This window comes from Citrobacter sp. TBCS-15, assembly GCF_005280815.1.
GTDB classification, from domain to species: domain Bacteria; phylum Pseudomonadota; class Gammaproteobacteria; order Enterobacterales; family Enterobacteriaceae; genus Citrobacter; species Citrobacter werkmanii.
Genome location: NZ_SZWK01000102.1, coordinates 197,689 through 215,122, shown reverse-complemented (window position 1 = coordinate 215,122; position 17,434 = coordinate 197,689). Strand labels below are relative to the sequence as shown.

Genomic DNA, 17,434 nt, shown 5'->3' with positions numbered 1-17,434 from the left:
CCGCACCGCGTTATCCCGTGCTCTGATCCATCGCCTGCAGAATACGTTTATCTGAAATAGGATACGGCGTACCAAGCTGCTGAGCAAAGTAGCTGACGCGCAGCTCTTCTATCATCCAGCGGATCTCTTTGACGTCGTCATCTTCACGGCGTGCAGGCGGCAGTTTATTGAACCATTGCTGCCAGGCCTGCTGCACACTATCCACTTTCAGCATCTGTGCGCGGTCGCGGTGTGGATCGATGGCCAGTTTTTCCAGACGCTTTTCAATAGCCTGCAAATAGCGCAACGTATCGCCGAGACGTTTGAAACCATTGCCGGTAACAAATCCGCGGTACACAAGCCCGCTCATTTGCGCTTTGATATCTGAAAGCCCTAACGCCATGGTCATATCCACACGCCCTTTCAGACGTTTATTGATATTAAACACCGCGGTCAGGATCTGTTCGACCTGCTTCGCGATATCCACCACCGTATCGTTCAGTTCAGCCCGCACCTTCTCATGCAACGCCGCAAAGCCCTCTTCCGTCCACACGGGACCACCATGGGCGTCGATCAACCGATCCACACCGCAGGAGATACAGTCGTCAATCAAATCCAGCACTTTACCATACGGGTTAAAATACAGCCCCAGCTTGGCTTTGTTAGGCAACTTCTCGTGTAAGTATTTAATCGGCGAAGGAATATTTAACAGCAACAGGCGGCGTAAACCGCACCACATGGCCTGTTGCTGCTCCAGCGGATTATCAAACAATTTGATGGCAACGCTGTCACGCTCATCGACCAGCGCTGGCCACGCTTTTACCTTATAGTTGCCGCGTTTTTGCTCGTAACTTTCCGGAAGCTGCCCGAAGCTCCAGATATGCAATCCGCTCTGTTCGATACCGTCATCCGCCACCGCGGACAGCGTTTCCTGAACCTTACCCTTCAAGGCGTCTTTCAGATCCTGTAGCGAACGCCCTTCCTGTAGCTTCTTGTTCTTATCATCCACCACCCGGAAGGTAATTTTTAGGTGATCGGGTACCTGATCCCAATGCCAGTCATCGCGGTCAACGGTGACACCGGTCATCCGGCGCAGTTCACGTTCCAGCGCGTCCAGCAGCGGCAGTTCCAGCGGCGTCACGCGGCCTAAAAATGCCTCAGCATAGTTCGGAGCAGGCACAAAATTACGTCGTACCGGTTTCGGCAGCGACTTAATCAGGGCGATCACCAGCTCGCGGCGCAGGCCTGGAATTTGCCATTCAAAACCGCTTTCGTCGATCTGATTGAGCAGCGGCAGCGGAATATGCACGGTCACACCGTCCGCATCGGCTCCCGGTTCGAACTGGTAGCTCAAACGCAGTTTGAGATTGCCCTGGTGCCAGAAGTTCGGATAATCCAGCTTACTGATTTTTTCCGCGCCCTCTTTGATAAGCATGCTCTTTTCAAAGTTGAGCAGGTCCGGGGTCTCGCGGGAGACTTTCTTCCACCAGCTATCGAAGTGGCGGGCAGAAACCACATCATGGCTAATACGCTGGTCGTAAAACTCAAACAGCGTCTCATCATCGACCAGGATGTCGCGACGGCGCGATTTATGTTCTAACTCTTCCACCTCCGCCCGCAGCTTCAGGTTGTCACGGAAGAAAGCATGGCGCGTTTGCCAGTCCCCCTCCACCAGCGCATGACGAATGAACAGTTCACGTGACAGCGCCGGGTCGATCTGGCTGTAGTTCACCTTACGGGCGGCAACAATCGGTAAGCCGTAGACGGTGACCTTTTCTGTCGCCATGACCGCGCCCTGCGCGCGTTCCCAGTGCGGTTCGCTGTATGAACGTTTAATCAGATGCTGCGCAACTGGTTCCACCCACTCGGGATCGATACGTGCGGCAATACGTCCCCACAGGCGACTGGTTTCCACCAACTCCGCTACCATCGTCCACTTCGGCGGTTTTTTAAATAGACCGGAGCCCGGAAAGATCGAGAAGCGGGCGTTACGCGCACCGGTAAACTCCTGTTTATCGGCATCTTTCATCCCGATATGCGACAGTAAACCGGTCAACAATGCGACGTGGATTTCCCGGTATTCAGCAGGTTCGCTGTTAACCGGGATCCCTAACTCTTTTACCACCTGGCGCAGTTGCGTGTAGATATCCTGCCATTCACGTACGCGCAGATAATTAAGAAAGTCGACTTTACACTGACGGCGGAACTGGTTTGACGACAACGCTTTTTGCTGCTCGCCGAGGTAATTCCATAAGTTCACAAACGCCAGGAAATCAGACTCTTTGTCATGGAAGCGGCGGTGCTTCTCGTCGGAAGCTTGCTGCTTGTCCATTGGGCGCTCGCGCGGATCCTGAATGGACAGCGCCGAGGTGATGATCATTGCCTCACGCACACAGCCATGTTTTTGCGCTTCCAGCACCATACGCGCCAGACGCGGATCCACCGGCAGTTGCGACAGCTGACGGCCCAACGGCGTTAACTTATAAGCGGTTGCCTGTTCGTCGGTGGTTATCGCCCCCAGCTCTTCGAGCAGGCGCACCCCGTCCTGAATATTGCGTTTATCCGGCGCTTCAACAAACGGGAACGCCGCGATATCCCCCAACCCCAGCGCGGTCATCTGCAAAATAACGGACGCCAGGTTGGTACGCAGGATCTCCGGATCGGTAAACTCCGGACGCGACAGGAAGTCGTCCTCAGAATACAGACGAATACAGATCCCTTCTGAAACACGACCGCAGCGACCTTTACGCTGGTTGGCAGAGGCCTGCGACACCGGTTCAATCGGCAAACGCTGGACTTTAGTGCGGTAACTGTAACGACTAATACGCGCAGTGCCCGGGTCAATCACATACTTGATGCCCGGTACGGTCAGCGAGGTTTCCGCCACGTTGGTGGCCAGCACAATACGACGACCGCTGTGTGACTGGAATACACGGTTCTGCTCGCTATTGGAGAGACGCGCATACAGTGGCAGCACTTCGGTGTGACGCAAATCCAGCTTATTCAGGGCATCGGCGGTGTCGCGGATTTCGCGCTCGCCGCTCATGAAGATCAGAATGTCGCCCTGACTTTCACGCCCTAACTCATCTACGGCATCAAAAATTGCCTGTAGCTGATCGCGCTCAGTGTCATCTGCGTCTTCAACAATCGGTCGATAGCGTACTTCCACCGGATAGGTTCGGCCAGAGACTTCGATAATCGGCGCATTGTTGAAATGCTTAGAAAAGCGTTCCGGGTCAATGGTCGCCGAAGTGATGATAATCTTTAGATCCGGACGACGCGGCAGAAGTTCTTTCAGGTAGCCAAGCAGAAAATCAATGTTCAGGCTGCGTTCATGCGCTTCATCGATGATGATGGTGTCGTACTGCATTAGCAGCCGATCCTGCTGGATTTCCGCCAGCAAGATCCCATCCGTCATCAGCTTAACCATGGTGTTGTCACTAACATGATCGCTAAAACGGACTTTATAACCGATACAGCCGCCCGGCTCGGTTTGCAGCTCTTCCGCGATACGGTTCGCCACAGTACGCGCCGCCAGACGACGCGGCTGGGTATGGCCGATCAGCCCTTTTACCCCGCGTCCCAGCTCCATACAGATTTTCGGCAACTGGGTGGTTTTACCTGAACCGGTCTCACCAGCCACAATCACCACCTGATGGTCGCGAATGGCTTCCAGAATATCCTGTTTTTTCTGGCTGACGGGCAGGTTTTCCGGGTAGCTGATGACCGGACGCGCCGCTTCACGCAGCACAACTTTACCGGCTGCCTGGTCGATCTCTTTTGCCATCTCCTGGTAAATGGCCTGTTGTGCATCAGGATTTTTAACCTTCTTCACGCCGTGCAAACGGCGCGCAAAACGCTGCCTGTCGCGCAGCATCAGCGAGTCCAGCTGTTGTTGCAGCATGTTGAAGGTTAATTTTGGTTGTTCTGTCATAGCGTTAAAAGGCAGAGTTCTGCCGGGTTAAATCTCTTTTAGATGATAGATATAGAGTACCACATCGGGGCTTTTTATGTGTTGTTCAATAATTTCGAACATAGGATTCGATATATTGCGCTATCACTGCGACAGGATTGTGAATAAAGTGTCAACAAGCAACGGGGCACTACCCCTTCAAACACATAAAAGGAAACACCCATGAGCAAGGTATTAGTTCTTAAATCCAGTATTCTGGCAGGGTACTCTCAGTCTGGTCAGTTGTCTGATTATTTTGTTGAACAGTGGCGTGAAAAGCACTCTGCTGATGAAATCACCGTCCGCGACCTGGCTGCAAATCCTGTTCCGGTGCTGGATGGCGAACTGGTGGGTGCGCTGCGCCCAAGCGATGCGCCGCTGACGCCGCGTCAGCAAGAAGCGCTGGCGCTGTCTGACGAGTTGATCGCTGAACTGAAAGCGCATGATGTGATTGTCATCGCCGCGCCGATGTATAACTTCAACATTCCGACGCAACTCAAAAACTACTTTGACCTGATTGCCCGTGCTGGCGTGACCTTCCGTTATACCGAGAAAGGTCCGGAAGGTCTGGTGACCGGTAAACGCGCAGTGGTGCTGACCAGCCGTGGTGGTATTCATAAAGATACGCCGACTGACCTGATCACACCGTACCTGAACGTGTTCCTGGGCTTTATCGGTATCACCGACGTGAACGTTGTCTTTGCTGAAGGTATCGCTTACGGCCCGGAAGTGGCATCTAAAGCACAGTCCGATGCGAAAGCCGCTATCGACAGCGTGGTTGCTGCCTGATAATTCCCCCTCTCACCATCCGGTGGGAGGGATTCTCGGTACCTACTTCTTTGCCCGCACATGTACCTGCTTGCCGTGAATGCGATTAATATCACGCCAGATGGTGGCATATTCCCTGCATTTCGCCAGATTTTCTTCCCAGCAATGAGCTAAAAATTGTTCCGGCTCCGCGACATCCCGGCTTAACAGCTTGAACACCCAACGATTCCAGACATACCACTTGAGAAGCCACATGATTTCACTCCACGACGCGACCGGTGTTGAACTATATCAACATCAGTTTGATGCCGTGTGGCAACTATTGCGATGTCGATGAATAATCCGAATGAATGCTATACCAACTGCACGAGCCAGAAAGCCCACTGAACCGCAACCATGCAGAGCGTATGTCGATACTGTTTTAATGCGCCTGACTGGCGATCGGCCAGCGTGAGTGTCTTCAGTCGTTCACGTCGCCAGATAAAGTACAGCGCCTCTCCAGCCTGCGTATTGTTTTGTGCGGTGATCAGCGAAAAATAACGTTCGTCGAGCCATAATCGCCAACAGCCAAACCAGACTATGGCGCATAACAGGGCGATAACGGCTCGCAGTATTCCTGGCGGCGCGACAAAAAGCACCCACGCCAGCGGCGGCAGGGAAAAAAGCAGGATGAAGCGCCAGCTCGCTAACGTATGTCGCAACAAACCACTCTGAAGATCTTCACTTTCTGTTACGTCGTCACTTTCTGTTGCCATTGTTGCAGCATCTCCAGATGTTTATCTGTCAGTACCACCTGTGGCCGACTCGCCCGAATCTGCGCCACGGCGTGCCCTACCGTCGCCGCATGACCGTAACGTAACAACCACGCCGCAACCACCATCGCACTGCGCGAGAGACCTAAGGCACAGTGAACCAGCACCGAGCCCTGCGTCTCACGCAGAGTCTCCAGCGTATTCACCGCCTGCTGCAGTTCGGATTCATTCGGGATCACTAAATCCAGCATCGGTACGCAGTGATAAACACGCGAAGCCGTCGCACGACCACGTGGAAACTCAAAGGTCACGTCCAGCACCGCATTTTGCGCAGGCACGCTGTGCGGGTAACAGCCGAGATACACGCCAGCCACCACCGGGCTTATCGCAGGCAGACGTCGGGTAAACCAGCGCATCGACAGCCACATTCCCGCTCGCCACGGTAATGACAGCCAGTAAACGGCGGGAGGCAGTTGGCCCTGCGGATCTTTAGCCGTCACCGCTGCGCCGAATCCAGCGTAACCCCACGCAACCATCAGCAATGCCAGCGCAGGCCATAACAACCACGGCGTCAGCAATGCGGCGGTGATAAAACATAATGCTGATCCAAACAGATAACGACGCATCAGCCTCAGGCGAGCAGCATCCGGCTTACACCAGCGCCAGCGGTGTTGTTCCCGGACCAGCCAGTCAATCAGCATCCCTGTCGCCAGACCGGTAATAATATCGATAAAATGATGCTGCCAGGTGGTCAGCACGGATATAGCGATCAGTAAAAACCAGCTATCACATAGCCTGCGCCAGCCGCCGGACAGATAGCGACTGAAGTGCCGCCACAGCAGCCAGCAGAGTATGATATGCAGTGACGGCGACTGGTTATAGGGTAGATCGAACTGTTCCAGTTGTGCGAACAGCCACCCTGCCGCACCGGTCACCTCAGGACGCGTAAAACTAAACTGCAACGGAAACAGTAAAAAGCCGCCGCAGGCAATTATTGATGCCAGCACCAGCCGGAGCACCAGTCGACGCTGCTCGAAACGTGTAGTGCAAACAAACAGAGATAACCCGTAAAAAAGATCCAGACTCCAGTACGGAATGATGGTCCATGGAATAAAAGGAATGGCAGATTCCCAGGCAAAAACGATGCTGCCAACGTTGTGAAATTGAGCATCCTGCCAGGCGGTAAACTGATTCACCTTGCCGTACGTAAGGAAAAAAAAGGGGGCCAGCAGCAGCAACCACCCGACTGCCTGCACCATAATTTTACGCTGTTCAGGAAGCACGGCGTACCGCCATGGAAACGGTAAAAATACCCCACTCATCAATCAGCTGCGCACACTTCTCAAAGCCTGCTTCGCGGACCAGCGCATCCATTTCACCCTGCGTACGCACACGCATAACCCACGCTTTACCGTCTTTATGACTGGTCAGCGACCAGGCTATCGTTTTAAGCTGCGGGTGCCAGGGCTGTCCGGTGTAAATCAATATTCCGCCCGGCGCTATCGCCTCAGCCAGCCCGGCCAGCGAATTTTTGACCAGTGAATTCTCAGGAAAAAGCTCATACAAACCGGAGACAATCCCCAGAGCAGGACGAGGTTCAAGCGCCGCCAGCTGTTCGCGGTTGAAGGCGTCGCCTTGTTCAAAACGAGCAATCTCAGCCATGCCTCTGCTGGCGATCATTTCCCGGCCTTTATTCACATTCAGTTCGCTGTAATCGCGCAGTAAAATTGAACGTACTGCCTTTTCTCCCTCCAGCGCGTCGAGCACATAACGTCCGTGTCCGGCAGCAATATCCACCACATGCACCGACATGCCCTGCTCCGCCAGCTGTGCAACCGCCTGACTAATCAGCATTTGCAGATGAATTTTACGCTGACGGATCCCTTTCCAGCCTACGCTGTTAAGGTAATTTTTATCGATTAAACGCCCCAGTGCGCTACTGCCCTGCGGCTGATTGCGATAGACGTAATCCAACGTGCTGCCAGAATCAAAACCGGTGTCAAACCCCAGACGAACACCTGCTGATTGCGTCCCCAACAGCTTCATGCCATAGCGCAAACCACGGTAGGCAATGTCGTCAAGAGAATATCGCGCAGGTCCCCCGCTGAGCATCCGCCAGGTATCTGCGCCAGGGCTCCAGCGATCTTCGTTACTGTAATCAAAACGCTGCGGCGCCCTGGCGTAAAGCATAGCTATGAAATCACGCATTTTATCGAACGCCAGATGCCGATCTTTTTCGCCCAGCGTGTCGTGGTAAAACCCCGGCAACACGTGCAGTTCCTTGAGGGGATTTCTCAGGCGCTGATAAAAATCAATTTGCGGCTGGCGATGCACAACGAAATCATCTCCGGACACCAGTAACTGCACTGGTAACGAAATGGCGGCAGCATCGCTGACAATGCGTTCCGCCGTTTTGTAGAGATCCAGCAAGATGTTCACCGCAATAGCCCGGGTGATCTGGGTATCAAGGTTAAAGCTCGCCACACGATCGACGTCATGCGTCAGGTATTTACCCTTAACATAAGAGTTGACGAAAAACAGGCCGCGCAACTGGTGCATCAATGCCAACCCCTGACGGGCAAACGGCACATACAATTTCACTTTGAAGGCCGGAGATGCCAGTACGAGTCCACGAATAGCGGGTGCGTAGTCATGTACCCAGGTCGCGGCCAGTACCGCGCCAACGCTCTGCGCCACGACCACCACATCTTCCATTGCGGCATGGCTGTCTGCGGCGGCGAAACGCACAAACTCTTCGACATCCTGAACTGAACGCGCCAAAGAAGGACTATAGCCACGTTGGCCCGGAGAATGGCCATGACCTCGCGCATCCCAGGCATAAAATGTGGTATCCGGCATCGCTAACTCATCCACAATATGCTGTAGGCGCCCGGAATGTTCGTGTCCGCGATGGAACATGACGATCACTTTAGGCGCTGCGTCAGGGGCAATTGCCGGCCAGTAGCGATAAAACAATTCGGTGTTGTCACTGGTCACAAAATGACGTTCGTCAGGTACGCGTGTATTACTCATGCGAATGTAATCCTTTAGTTTGTTGCTCCAACAGCAACAGTTGCTGTCTGAGCCCGTCCATGAAGAGAGATTTATCCCCATGAAAATACAAAGCACTGCCAATATTGACATCAATAAACAGCGGGAGCGGTATACGGTTCCCTTTCGCCATGACAGATTCGGTGCCACGTAGCCAGACGGGAATAATCGGTACCTCAGGTACGCGCTGGCTCAGATGCCACAATCCGGATTTCAACGGCGACAGCTTCCCTGGTTCACCCCGCGTACCTTCCGGAAAGAGGATCAAGATCTTGCCGTCGCGTAATGCCTGTTCACACTGCGCCAGCGGATTGGTTCCTCCGCCCTTTCGCGAGATGGGAATAATGTTGAGAATATTTAGCGCAAACCAGGCCATTGCTTTATTACGCAGGAAATAGTCAGCGGCAGCCACCGGATGAACCAATGACTGCCGGCGCAGCGGAAAGAGCGAGAGCAGCGCAAAAACATCCATATGGCTATTGTGATTGGCGACAATAATTGCCGGTCCGCGGGTGGGCAAACGCTCCCGATGTCTGATACGCAGCCCCAGCCACAGCCAAATCACCGGCCAGACGATACACAGCGTAAACAGCGTTCGCAGAATTGAACTCAGCATAAGTTAGTAGCAAAAGTAGCGAATGAAATGGAAAAATACGGGAGCTGTGAAGATCAGAGAGTCAAGCCGATCAAGGATCCCGCCATGGCCAGGCAGCAGTGTTCCACTGTCCTTCACGCCAATATCACGTTTGATAGCCGACATCACTACATCGCCACAAAAACCGCTAATACCGATAATAAAGCCTGCCAGTAGCGACAGCGGGATACTTAACGGCGTTATCAAGGGTCCTAACAACGCGGCCAACAGCGTGGTGGTCGCTACGCCGCCGACCAGTCCCGCCAGCGTCTTATTAGGGCTGACTGTGGGTATTACTTTGATCCGCCCAATCGATTTGCCCCACAGGTACTGCGCGATATCGTTGAATTCCGTTAAGCCAACCAGGAACAGCACCAGCAATGCGCCGGTTTGTTTGCCGTCATCCGGCAGAACCAGCAAAAACGCGACATGGCTGAAGGCAAAAACGGTGGTCATCAGGCTCCAGTGGTGCTGCGAAGTGTAGCGCAAGAACCCCTGCGTATCGCCCGCAATGACCATTCGTACGGGTAAGAATAAGAATGCGTATACCGGGATAAACACCACAAACATGCCGTACCAATTGATGCCAATCAGCCAGTAGTTAATCGGGATAGCAATAAACATCCACAGCAGTGGCATGCGATCGGTTTGGCGCGAAGGCGTCAGCGTCAAAAACTCTTTTAGCGCCATAAAACTTACCAATGCGAAAAAAGTTAACGCCAGCCAGTTTGGGCTTAAAATAGCCAGAGAAAACAGTACGATGATTATCCACCAGGTGCGAATGCGTAGCGTCAGCTCCCGCCAGTCTTTGCCTGGACGTAGCCACACCAGCAAACCATTCACCGCTGTTGCGACCAACAACAGCGCGAAAATAACCGCGAGGGATTTTTCCAGCAGCATCATTTCACGCCCTCTTCGCGTAATGCACTTTTACAGCGGTTAATCACTGTCCAGATCAGCAAAAATATGGCTACCCCAAAGAGGATATTGTTCCACTGCACTAGCTGCGGCCAAAGCGAGAGCGCCAGCCCCCACGTACCAAATACCAGCGCTCTGTCGCTTTTACCCAACGGCCCGGCATAGCTGCGGACGCCATTAATCGTTTGCGCCAGAACGCCACAGAACTCCGTCATCACCGTACAGAACAGCATCACGATAACCATCAGTCCGTTGCTGCCTGGAAGCAGCATAAATGGCAGATAAAGCGCAAGATCGGAAAGAATATCTCCACTCTCATTAAGAATGGCCCCAAGGCGTGATTGTTGATTGCATTCACGCGCCAACATGCCGTCCAGCGCGTTAAGCGCCATCCGTATAAACAATACGCCAGGCAAGAGAATAAAATATTGAGGATGGGGAAAAACGACCAGCACGGCGCCGGTCACAATAGAAAGCGCCATCGCGGCAAGAGTAACGTGATTTGCTGTGACGCCTTTTTTATGAAGCCTGAACATTAATGGGCGTAAAAGCGCCTGAAAAGCGGGCTTTATCTGATAAAGCGTCATCATCACTCCTTGATAATAATTGAGTGAACTATAGTGTATTAATTAATCGCTGCCGCCTATTACTTTTTAGCGAGACAATTGAAAATCGGATTTTATAAACAACAATCCATTATTTTTTCAACCACTTACCGTTTATACCTTGCACATACTCCCCCGGTTTAGCGCGAGCAACTAACTTCTGCCCGGCCATTTTTGCCACTTCGTCTGGCGGAATATTATTGCTCTCAGCCAGCTGCTGATAACTGGCGCTTCGCGCCTTATTAATCTCACTCACCAGCGCCTGCGTTTCAGCATCGGTTTGTAATGCCACCAGATAACCATTAAGTGTTTCCCCCACCCGCCCCTGGGTTCTGGCTTCATTCAGGGTCAACGCCCACGCATTGCTGGTGATAAAACTCAGCGCCACCAGGATCGCTGCAAGCTGTTTTTTCATCATTACCTCAGAACAGATCGCTGCGCGATTTCAATAAGCTCTCAACGTCTTTATCAACTTTGATATGGATTTCATGCTCAATTTTGACGTTCATATTAATCGTGATCGGCTCTTTTGGCGCAGCCACTTCGATTCTTGGGGTACAACCTACCACCAGAGATGAAGCCAGCAAACTCAGCATGGCGGCTATCGTTTTCATTGTTGTTCCTCACATTCCTTGCCTTCCAGGCAATGGGTTTCCGGCAGCGCTGCATTTTGCTCAAGCCATGCCTGTAAATTGTCACCAAAACGCAAACTGCGCCATAGCGTAAAGATGTTTTCCTCGTGGGTGTAATTCAAATTAACCGTACCCACTTTGCCATCGACTCGACTATTGCCAGTAACGGTTGCCTGCATCGTTAAGACACCCAGGTTATCCAGGTTTATTTTCGTCCAGGAATGGGTTATTTCCATATAGCGCAGCCAGTTAATTGCCGCGCCAGCCGCCATATTATCTTTAACGACGGCATCCGCCGTGTCTTTATCAATGCGCAGCGTCATTGGACCTGGGTTGGTTAACCAGCCGTCTTTGATGATCCACTTTTCGTTATCTAACCATAATGGCAACGCGCCACTGACCGGACCCGACATGGCGAATTGCTTGGGGTTAACCGCGCTAATAAGCTCGCTGGAGGAGATATTCTGCACCCTTAATAAGGCTGGGTCGTGCTGTGGCATCCGCAGTTGCTGCATGATGACTTTGCCTCCCAGCAGTTCGGCGCTGACATCGCTCAGCAGTAATGGATTGCCTTCACTCCAGGGGTACGCGCCCTGCAGATCGGCAGTAATATTTTTCACCGTCACCTGATTCACGACTTCCGCAATACGTAGTGAAACAGGCCCACGCGTACCTAGTTGCCATGCGCCTTCGCTAAACCGAAACGGCAAGATAAAATCGACGCCATTAATTTGGTTATCAGGCATCCAGGCGCTACCGCCTTTTAATACCCCATGACCGCCTGCTTCAAAGCCCTGTTCCGGCGCGGCCGAGAATGCGACCTGCGCATAGAGATCACCTTCACGCAGTTTCATTTTCCAGTCAGGCGGGATCAGCGGCTGGAACACGGTGAGTGATTGTTTTGGCCACCAGGCCTGCCCGCGCAGACGGATCCCGTCCCAACGACCATTTAGCTGTACGGGGCCAATCGCACCCGCGTGAAGCTGGCCCTTGAACTGGAAAATCGTCGGGTCGCTGCCTTCCACGCTGAACTTTAGCGTTGAGGGAGGTAAGACGCTTCCGCCGGTGAAGACGGTTTTTCCTGCGTCCAGTGATAGTGCGCCGCTAAACGTCGGTTTGGTCGCGTCCCGTACCCAGACGATCGGCTCATCCATTACCAGGCGTGGATTTTCCACCGTCATGGTGCCGTATTGCAGGTGATCAAATCCGGTGGAGAGATCAAAGAGCTTCAGCGTGTTGTCATGCCATTCCCCCTTACCCGCCACGTCCCAGCGAGCATGCATCGGCGTAAAGCTGCCTTCGCCCCAGTAGCGCCATTGCCAACGACCGGCATCAGGAAGAAAATCATTTGCCAGACCATCCAGATGCAGTTCAAAGCCCCCCATCTGGTTTTCATGCGCACGCAAAATAGCCTGTAGACGGCCATCCACCCCGCGTTGTGTTACCTTTACGCCCGCCAACGGCCAACGAATCTCGTCAATATCCAGCGAATCAATTACCCGCCCCCGCGAACGCAACAGCGCCCCAGGCTCAAACGCCAGTTGCGGATCGTTCAGGCTACCGGTGAGTTTGGCGGGTAATTTTGCGTAGAAGATCAGATCGCCCTGTTTCGCTTCGCCGATCAGCTGTAACGGCATCTCGTTATTATCGATACCCAACTTACCTGGCCCCAGCGTTAAAACGGCATTTCCTTTACCGGCATCGCCTTGCGTCAGAATGTTCAGACGCCCGCTCACCACGGCGTTTTCCAGCCCTGCCTGCCAGTTTTCAACTTTCATGCCCAGCCGCCCGCTTAGCGGGAATCCCTGATAAGGCCAGTTCCAACGACCATCGCTGATGGTCAACTGCTGGCGGGTTATTTCCCACGGAAGATCGAGCAGTGGATCGGCACTATCCCGCGCCATGACGATCAGTTGTCCGCTGTTTTCTTGCCACTCCAGTTCGGCATCCACAAGCGTGGGTTCCTGCGGCAAGCTCAGCGTCGCAACGGCATGACCGCTCACTGGTAACCCATCCGGAACCAGCGGCATAGTAAATTCACCGACCAGTTTTACCGGCGGTTGTCCTTCAAATGCAGCGACATCCAGCTCATTTACCGTGAGATTTTGCCCATGCAGACGCCCCTGGAATTTAACCTTTTCACCCTGGTAGCGCAGTTGCTGAGTAGCGGGCGTTAGCGAAAGCGACAGTTTCCCCTGCCATTCCTGCCAGGGAGAAAGAATAAGTTTGTCGATGTTAATCCAGGTATTGGGCAGCATCGATTGCCATTCAGCCAGCGTTTTGGGTGCTACCGGAGACGCTTCTGTCTGCGGTAATTTGGCCAGGCAAGCGGAATCCAGCTCAATTGTCCCGACATTGAGCAACCAGCGGCTGGGATGGGACAGGTCCGCCTGAGTAATGCGCGCCAGCGGGCAATCATCGACCAGATAGCGGAGTTCCGGTATATGCAGCCCATGCCGTGTCAGCCGTGGACTCTCATCCAGCGCGATACGTGTCCCCACAGGTAACCAGACGCCCACCAGGGTCGGGACCCACAAGCCAAGCGTCATCACCAGCGTCAGCGGCACGAGAATCAATAATAAAAGGAGTGCCAGAACGGCTTTATATTTACCCTTCATGGGTAGTTAATATCCTGATTTAGCAAAATTTAAGCCGGTTTAGGCCTGTATTGTGGCATGTTTAACTAAACATGCCCACCTTAAGAATAGATGCCATTGAAATATATGTAATATTTATAGGTTGTGGATAATAAAAAATAGTGGTCTCTCAGGGAGGTACTCCTGTACCATATCCGTCAGTAACGCAGAAAACCGACCATTTTTTTCCCTGTTCGCCCTATGCCGTGCCTCATTTCTGGTGAAAGGCAATGCCCAATAATTTGTCGAGCACAATATTAACCAGCGAAATAGCAATCTTCTCAACCTGAGCTCTTGCTGTAATTGCCACCGTGTTTTTATATTGTCGCAGTAGTTGATCTCTGGCGTAGAGCAACGCCTCCAGTTCACTGTCACTCAGTTTTCCCTGCCCACGAAGACGCAGCCAGTATGCAACTTTCTTACCGGTATCGTTTATTACCTCATTCGTATCTTTTGCAGCTGAGAGCAAGAGCGCTTTCAGTTGTTCTTTAATGGATTCAGCAACCTCATTTTTAATCGCATTCATGGCATCATCAATATCTGACATTTTTCATCCCCTATTTTACAACAGACCCCACGCGGGAAGTTTCTCCCCGAATGGCCAGATCGTAGTTCAACTTAACTACATCGATTTTTTCGTTCACATAGGCGACGCTAAATAACTTTTTATCCTTCATCGCCATTCGGCAATCACTCTCAAAGACATTATCGAGGTAATGAATAGCCCGTACACGTGAGTCATCATGCTTGCCTGCAGCATATTCAGTCGCTTCACGGAACTTGAGGTCCCCGGTATCGCAGGTAGCCTTTACCTTAGTTTCATCAAAGGTATTCCCGGGTTTAGCTGTATTATCTTCGAGAAATTTAAGGTGGAACGCCTTCAAATTTGTGAAGTTCTGGTACGCTCCTGCATCGTAGTGTGAAACGAATAAGGCACACCCACTCAGTAAAAGGAAAGTGCACAACATCAGCCGGGCAGCGGAATTAAGCACTATATTAGATCGTTTCATTTTTCACTCTCCGCGATACCCCATGATGGCAAACAGCGTTTCCCCTCCTTGTACATCGTTGGCAAGGAACCCGTCGGCGGTGAGCGCCAACGGGCGTCGTGTCACCGAATTACCAACATTACCGCCAATAATTTCAATCTCATTAGTGCCAACGGAAACAACTAAGTCGGTGTGACTGCTGTAGTTGCCCAGATGCTGATGATCGTAATCAACGACTTTGTCGGGATCTCTGTCCCAACAGACTAAATCCCCCACCTGCGGTTTATGCTCATTCAGCCTGTATCCCCAGTACAACGCTTTGGCATTGCCCTGATTTCTGTCGCGGATCGATTTGCTGATGTACGTCGCATGCGAAGCGGAGTAGGAAAAACGCTCCCCCGCGCCAGCCTGACGCATGGCCCATGAAATAAACGCCGCCGACCACGGCCAGTCATGATCTCGCCCGTCCAGATCGTCCCGCCCGATTTTTGCCCAATACAGGCCAACACGTTGCCACCAGCCATCCTCACCCTCTTTGTGTCCGGAATGAAGAAGGCCACCATTGCGGTTGTAGCGCTGCTCGCCAAAAAACAGCCACTCGTCAGTTGCGATCGACGCGGCGTTATCCGCAAAACCAGAGACGGGTGTTTCCTCGCCAAAATACGGAACGCTGGGTTGTTCCACCGGAGGTAGCGACGTCTGAGTGATTGATATATCAGGTGATGGCCCGACGAGTATACCGTTGGCATTAATGGGGACCTGTGAAAGATCCCAGTTGCCGCGATCTATTTCAAATCGCAAACATTTTGTACGATAAACGGTAGGATGAAGTTCGGGGTTGCTATGGTTGGCTAACCATGAATTTCTCACTTCAACATACTGGGAAATCCAGGTATGTTCATCACCCCCGCTGGCTGGAGGCACTTCACGAAACTGGGCGCGCAAGAACGTCAAAATAGCGCCGCTATGAACAAATGAGTCATAGATGACCAGAAGTGAAAGCGCATCTTTAAAACCAAAGTCCTGTGCCCATTTCAGCGCAGGCAGATAGTAGCGCTCATCAAAGAACCGATCCTGTACCGATTTCATTATCGGATCATCGCGCCCTGCTCGTCGTAATAAGTCTTTAAACGGTTCATTGTCAACCAGTGCGATATTACCTATCTTTGGAACAAACGGAGCAAGATCGGCACTGAATCGCCCATTTTCATTAACGTAACGGGTCACCAGATCCTGCAATTTGCTGTATTCCGTAGTTTGTGAACGACCGTAAGTGATCTGCCTGATCCCGTGAGGGCCATCATGGAATATCGCGATAGCCGAGTAATCACCTTCGGCCGAGCCGGTTTCAAACGCATTCAGGACTCGTTCACAGAGACTTTTCTGTGCTGGCGTAAGTATCATGATGCCCCTCTCTATTGATAGTTAATCATTACACTTCACTTACTTTTTCATGCTGTCGGATTTACCCTGCTCTGCGGGTTTTGGGCCTGTGGAACGGACTTGCATAACCCGTTGAAGAATATCGAACCAGAAAGGTCCGCCAAGTGAGACGGCGAAAATAGTCACCAGCAGTCCCATCACTTTTGCCAGCCATTCCGCAGCCCCTTGAGGCCATCCTTTCCAGCCCAGTTCGAAACCTGCAGACTGCATAACGGCAATCGCGTGTTTATATTTACCTTCAGCTGTCGCGATACGGTCCTCGTCCTGAGCCTGATTTTTCGCCTCATTGACTTCCTGCTGCGCGATCGCCACCATTTTTTCTCTAACCTCAGGATTGGAGGCCAGCACCGTCGCAAGATTGAGGCTGTCAATATTTCCCCCCAGAACCAAAACGGTGGCGACAATCAACGTGATGGTCTGCATTTTTCGTTTGTACCAACCCGAGGCGCGATCCATTACCGCATCAAACTGTTTTGCAACCGCGTTGCGAAACGTGGCCGCGTTATTGCCCGTCTGCGCCACCACTGTTTCGAGGATGCCTTTGATCCGGTTATTTTTGGCATTTCCCGGCAGCGCGTTTACTCCAGCGGAGAGCGTTGCCATCGCACTTTTGCTGACAACTAACGCCTCCACGACTTGCGCGACAATGTCTGGGGGAATATAGGAAGGACGCCCCTGGTTTCCTTTACTTAGGGACTGAATTAACGGATGTTCAAAAAACTGAGTAATAAATTGCTGATTTTGCGCCAACTCGCCTGAAAGGAACTCGTTCAGCGCCACTTCAAGATTTTGACTACGAATACAGGCCCACGCAGAAATAGTTTCAACAATCGCGGTACACGCTATCCCAAAAATGAAATACACAGTCATCATCCCAATTAATATATCAAGCGTTTCAAGTCCAAACATGCTGTCTCCCTCATAGTGAAGAGCGTTTGATCAACCGACCGCAGAAACCATGCTGGTTGCTTCCTGAAAATATGAGTCAGAAACAGTGAGTATTCGGTAAGAAGTTCGTAGTAATTACTCGCGAGGTATCAATCAGAAGTCGCATACTCTTTGCCTAACTACATGC

16 protein-coding genes are annotated in these 17,434 nt (G+C 52.1%); 1 reads left to right on the top strand and 15 read right to left on the bottom strand.

Going from position 1 to position 17,434, the window contains the following annotated elements; all coding sequences use genetic code 11:
• Positions 1 to 10: 10 nt before the first annotated feature.
• Positions 11 to 3,913 carry an ATP-dependent RNA helicase HrpA gene (gene hrpA / locus FDW96_RS07755; RefSeq protein ID WP_137365474.1) on the bottom strand — a complete coding sequence of 1,301 codons (3,903 nt, stop codon included), beginning with the start codon at positions 3,911 to 3,913 and terminating at the stop codon, positions 11 to 13.
• A gap of 201 nt (positions 3,914 to 4,114) precedes the next feature.
• Here hrpA and azoR point away from each other — a divergent pair, with 201 nt between their 5' ends.
• Positions 4,115 to 4,720 (top strand): FMN-dependent NADH-azoreductase, encoded by a 606-nt coding sequence (gene azoR, locus FDW96_RS07750; RefSeq protein WP_006684422.1) that lies wholly within the window; start codon positions 4,115 to 4,117, stop codon positions 4,718 to 4,720.
• A 42-nt stretch (positions 4,721 to 4,762) separates the two neighbouring features.
• On the opposite strand, the gene FDW96_RS07745 is transcribed toward azoR, so the two are convergent.
• From FDW96_RS07745 to FDW96_RS07680, 14 genes are all read right to left on the bottom strand, one after another.
• Entirely contained in the window at positions 4,763 to 4,954 is a 192-nt protein-coding gene (locus FDW96_RS07745; protein ID WP_137365473.1) for a hypothetical protein, read from the bottom strand.
• Between the two features lie 98 nt (positions 4,955 to 5,052).
• On the bottom strand, positions 5,053 to 5,454 hold the full coding sequence (locus FDW96_RS07740; RefSeq protein WP_042308219.1) for a hypothetical protein: 402 nt from the start codon (positions 5,452 to 5,454) through the stop codon (positions 5,053 to 5,055).
• Positions 5,430 to 6,734: a phosphatase PAP2/dual specificity phosphatase family protein gene (locus tag FDW96_RS07735; protein ID WP_252362857.1), complete on the bottom strand. Its 1,305-nt coding sequence runs from the start codon at positions 6,732 to 6,734 to the stop codon at positions 5,430 to 5,432. Before FDW96_RS07735 ends, FDW96_RS07740 begins: the two co-directional genes overlap by 25 nt.
• On the bottom strand, positions 6,724 to 8,484 hold the full coding sequence (locus FDW96_RS07730; RefSeq protein WP_137365472.1) for a bifunctional alpha/beta hydrolase/class I SAM-dependent methyltransferase: 1,761 nt from the start codon (positions 8,482 to 8,484) through the stop codon (positions 6,724 to 6,726). Before FDW96_RS07730 ends, FDW96_RS07735 begins: the two co-directional genes overlap by 11 nt.
• Positions 8,477 to 9,118, bottom strand: a complete 642-nt coding sequence (locus tag FDW96_RS07725) for a 1-acyl-sn-glycerol-3-phosphate acyltransferase (protein ID WP_137365471.1) — start codon at positions 9,116 to 9,118, stop codon at positions 8,477 to 8,479. The genes FDW96_RS07730 and FDW96_RS07725 overlap by 8 nt, the downstream gene beginning before the upstream one ends.
• A 3-nt stretch (positions 9,119 to 9,121) precedes the next feature.
• On the bottom strand, positions 9,122 to 10,039 hold the full coding sequence (locus FDW96_RS07720) for a phosphatidate cytidylyltransferase (RefSeq protein WP_137365470.1): 918 nt from the start codon (positions 10,037 to 10,039) through the stop codon (positions 9,122 to 9,124).
• Positions 10,036 to 10,641, bottom strand: coding sequence for a CDP-alcohol phosphatidyltransferase family protein (locus tag FDW96_RS07715; protein ID WP_042308211.1), 606 nt, complete (start codon positions 10,639 to 10,641; stop codon positions 10,036 to 10,038). The genes FDW96_RS07720 and FDW96_RS07715 overlap by 4 nt, the downstream gene beginning before the upstream one ends.
• A gap of 109 nt (positions 10,642 to 10,750) precedes the next feature.
• Positions 10,751 to 11,074 (bottom strand): YdbL family protein, encoded by a 324-nt coding sequence (locus FDW96_RS07710; protein WP_042308209.1) that lies wholly within the window; start codon positions 11,072 to 11,074, stop codon positions 10,751 to 10,753.
• Positions 11,075 to 11,081: 7 nt separating this feature from the next.
• Positions 11,082 to 11,273, bottom strand: a complete 192-nt coding sequence (locus FDW96_RS07705; protein ID WP_042308207.1) for a YnbE family lipoprotein — start codon at positions 11,271 to 11,273, stop codon at positions 11,082 to 11,084.
• Positions 11,270 to 13,909: a YdbH family protein gene (locus FDW96_RS07700; protein WP_137365469.1), complete on the bottom strand. Its 2,640-nt coding sequence runs from the start codon at positions 13,907 to 13,909 to the stop codon at positions 11,270 to 11,272. The genes FDW96_RS07705 and FDW96_RS07700 overlap by 4 nt, the downstream gene beginning before the upstream one ends.
• A 229-nt stretch (positions 13,910 to 14,138) precedes the next feature.
• On the bottom strand, positions 14,139 to 14,474 hold the full coding sequence (locus tag FDW96_RS07695; RefSeq protein WP_042308203.1) for a hypothetical protein: 336 nt from the start codon (positions 14,472 to 14,474) through the stop codon (positions 14,139 to 14,141).
• A 10-nt stretch (positions 14,475 to 14,484) separates the two neighbouring features.
• Positions 14,485 to 14,937: a hypothetical protein gene (locus FDW96_RS07690; protein WP_137365468.1), complete on the bottom strand. Its 453-nt coding sequence runs from the start codon at positions 14,935 to 14,937 to the stop codon at positions 14,485 to 14,487.
• 3 nt (positions 14,938 to 14,940) lie between these two features.
• Positions 14,941 to 16,320 (bottom strand): DUF2272 domain-containing protein, encoded by a 1,380-nt coding sequence (locus tag FDW96_RS07685; RefSeq protein WP_137365467.1) that lies wholly within the window; start codon positions 16,318 to 16,320, stop codon positions 14,941 to 14,943.
• Between the two features lie 39 nt (positions 16,321 to 16,359).
• Entirely contained in the window at positions 16,360 to 17,268 is a 909-nt protein-coding gene (locus FDW96_RS07680) for a hypothetical protein (protein WP_061381273.1), read from the bottom strand.
• Positions 17,269 to 17,434: the final 166 nt, after the last annotated feature.

Excerpts from the sequence above, each read along its gene's own strand:
- hrpA (WP_137365474.1), bottom strand. The coding sequence starts at position 3,913 with ATGACAGAACAACCAAAATTAACCTTCAACATGCTGCAACAACAGCTG.
- azoR (WP_006684422.1), top strand. The coding sequence starts at position 4,115 with ATGAGCAAGGTATTAGTTCTTAAATCCAGTATTCTGGCAGGGTACTCT.
- FDW96_RS07745 (WP_137365473.1), bottom strand. The coding sequence starts at position 4,954 with ATGTGGCTTCTCAAGTGGTATGTCTGGAATCGTTGGGTGTTCAAGCTG.
- FDW96_RS07740 (WP_042308219.1), bottom strand. The coding sequence starts at position 5,454 with ATGGCAACAGAAAGTGACGACGTAACAGAAAGTGAAGATCTTCAGAGT.
- FDW96_RS07730 (WP_137365472.1), bottom strand. The coding sequence starts at position 8,484 with ATGAGTAATACACGCGTACCTGACGAACGTCATTTTGTGACCAGTGAC.
- FDW96_RS07725 (WP_137365471.1), bottom strand. The coding sequence starts at position 9,118 with ATGCTGAGTTCAATTCTGCGAACGCTGTTTACGCTGTGTATCGTCTGG.
- FDW96_RS07720 (WP_137365470.1), bottom strand. The coding sequence starts at position 10,039 with ATGATGCTGCTGGAAAAATCCCTCGCGGTTATTTTCGCGCTGTTGTTG.
- FDW96_RS07715 (WP_042308211.1), bottom strand. The coding sequence starts at position 10,641 with ATGACGCTTTATCAGATAAAGCCCGCTTTTCAGGCGCTTTTACGCCCA.
- FDW96_RS07710 (WP_042308209.1), bottom strand. The coding sequence starts at position 11,074 with ATGAAAAAACAGCTTGCAGCGATCCTGGTGGCGCTGAGTTTTATCACC.
- FDW96_RS07705 (WP_042308207.1), bottom strand. The coding sequence starts at position 11,273 with ATGAAAACGATAGCCGCCATGCTGAGTTTGCTGGCTTCATCTCTGGTG.
- FDW96_RS07700 (WP_137365469.1), bottom strand. The coding sequence starts at position 13,909 with ATGAAGGGTAAATATAAAGCCGTTCTGGCACTCCTTTTATTATTGATT.
- FDW96_RS07695 (WP_042308203.1), bottom strand. The coding sequence starts at position 14,474 with ATGTCAGATATTGATGATGCCATGAATGCGATTAAAAATGAGGTTGCT.
- FDW96_RS07690 (WP_137365468.1), bottom strand. The coding sequence starts at position 14,937 with ATGAAACGATCTAATATAGTGCTTAATTCCGCTGCCCGGCTGATGTTG.
- FDW96_RS07685 (WP_137365467.1), bottom strand. The coding sequence starts at position 16,320 with ATGATACTTACGCCAGCACAGAAAAGTCTCTGTGAACGAGTCCTGAAT.
- FDW96_RS07680 (WP_061381273.1), bottom strand. The coding sequence starts at position 17,268 with ATGTTTGGACTTGAAACGCTTGATATATTAATTGGGATGATGACTGTG.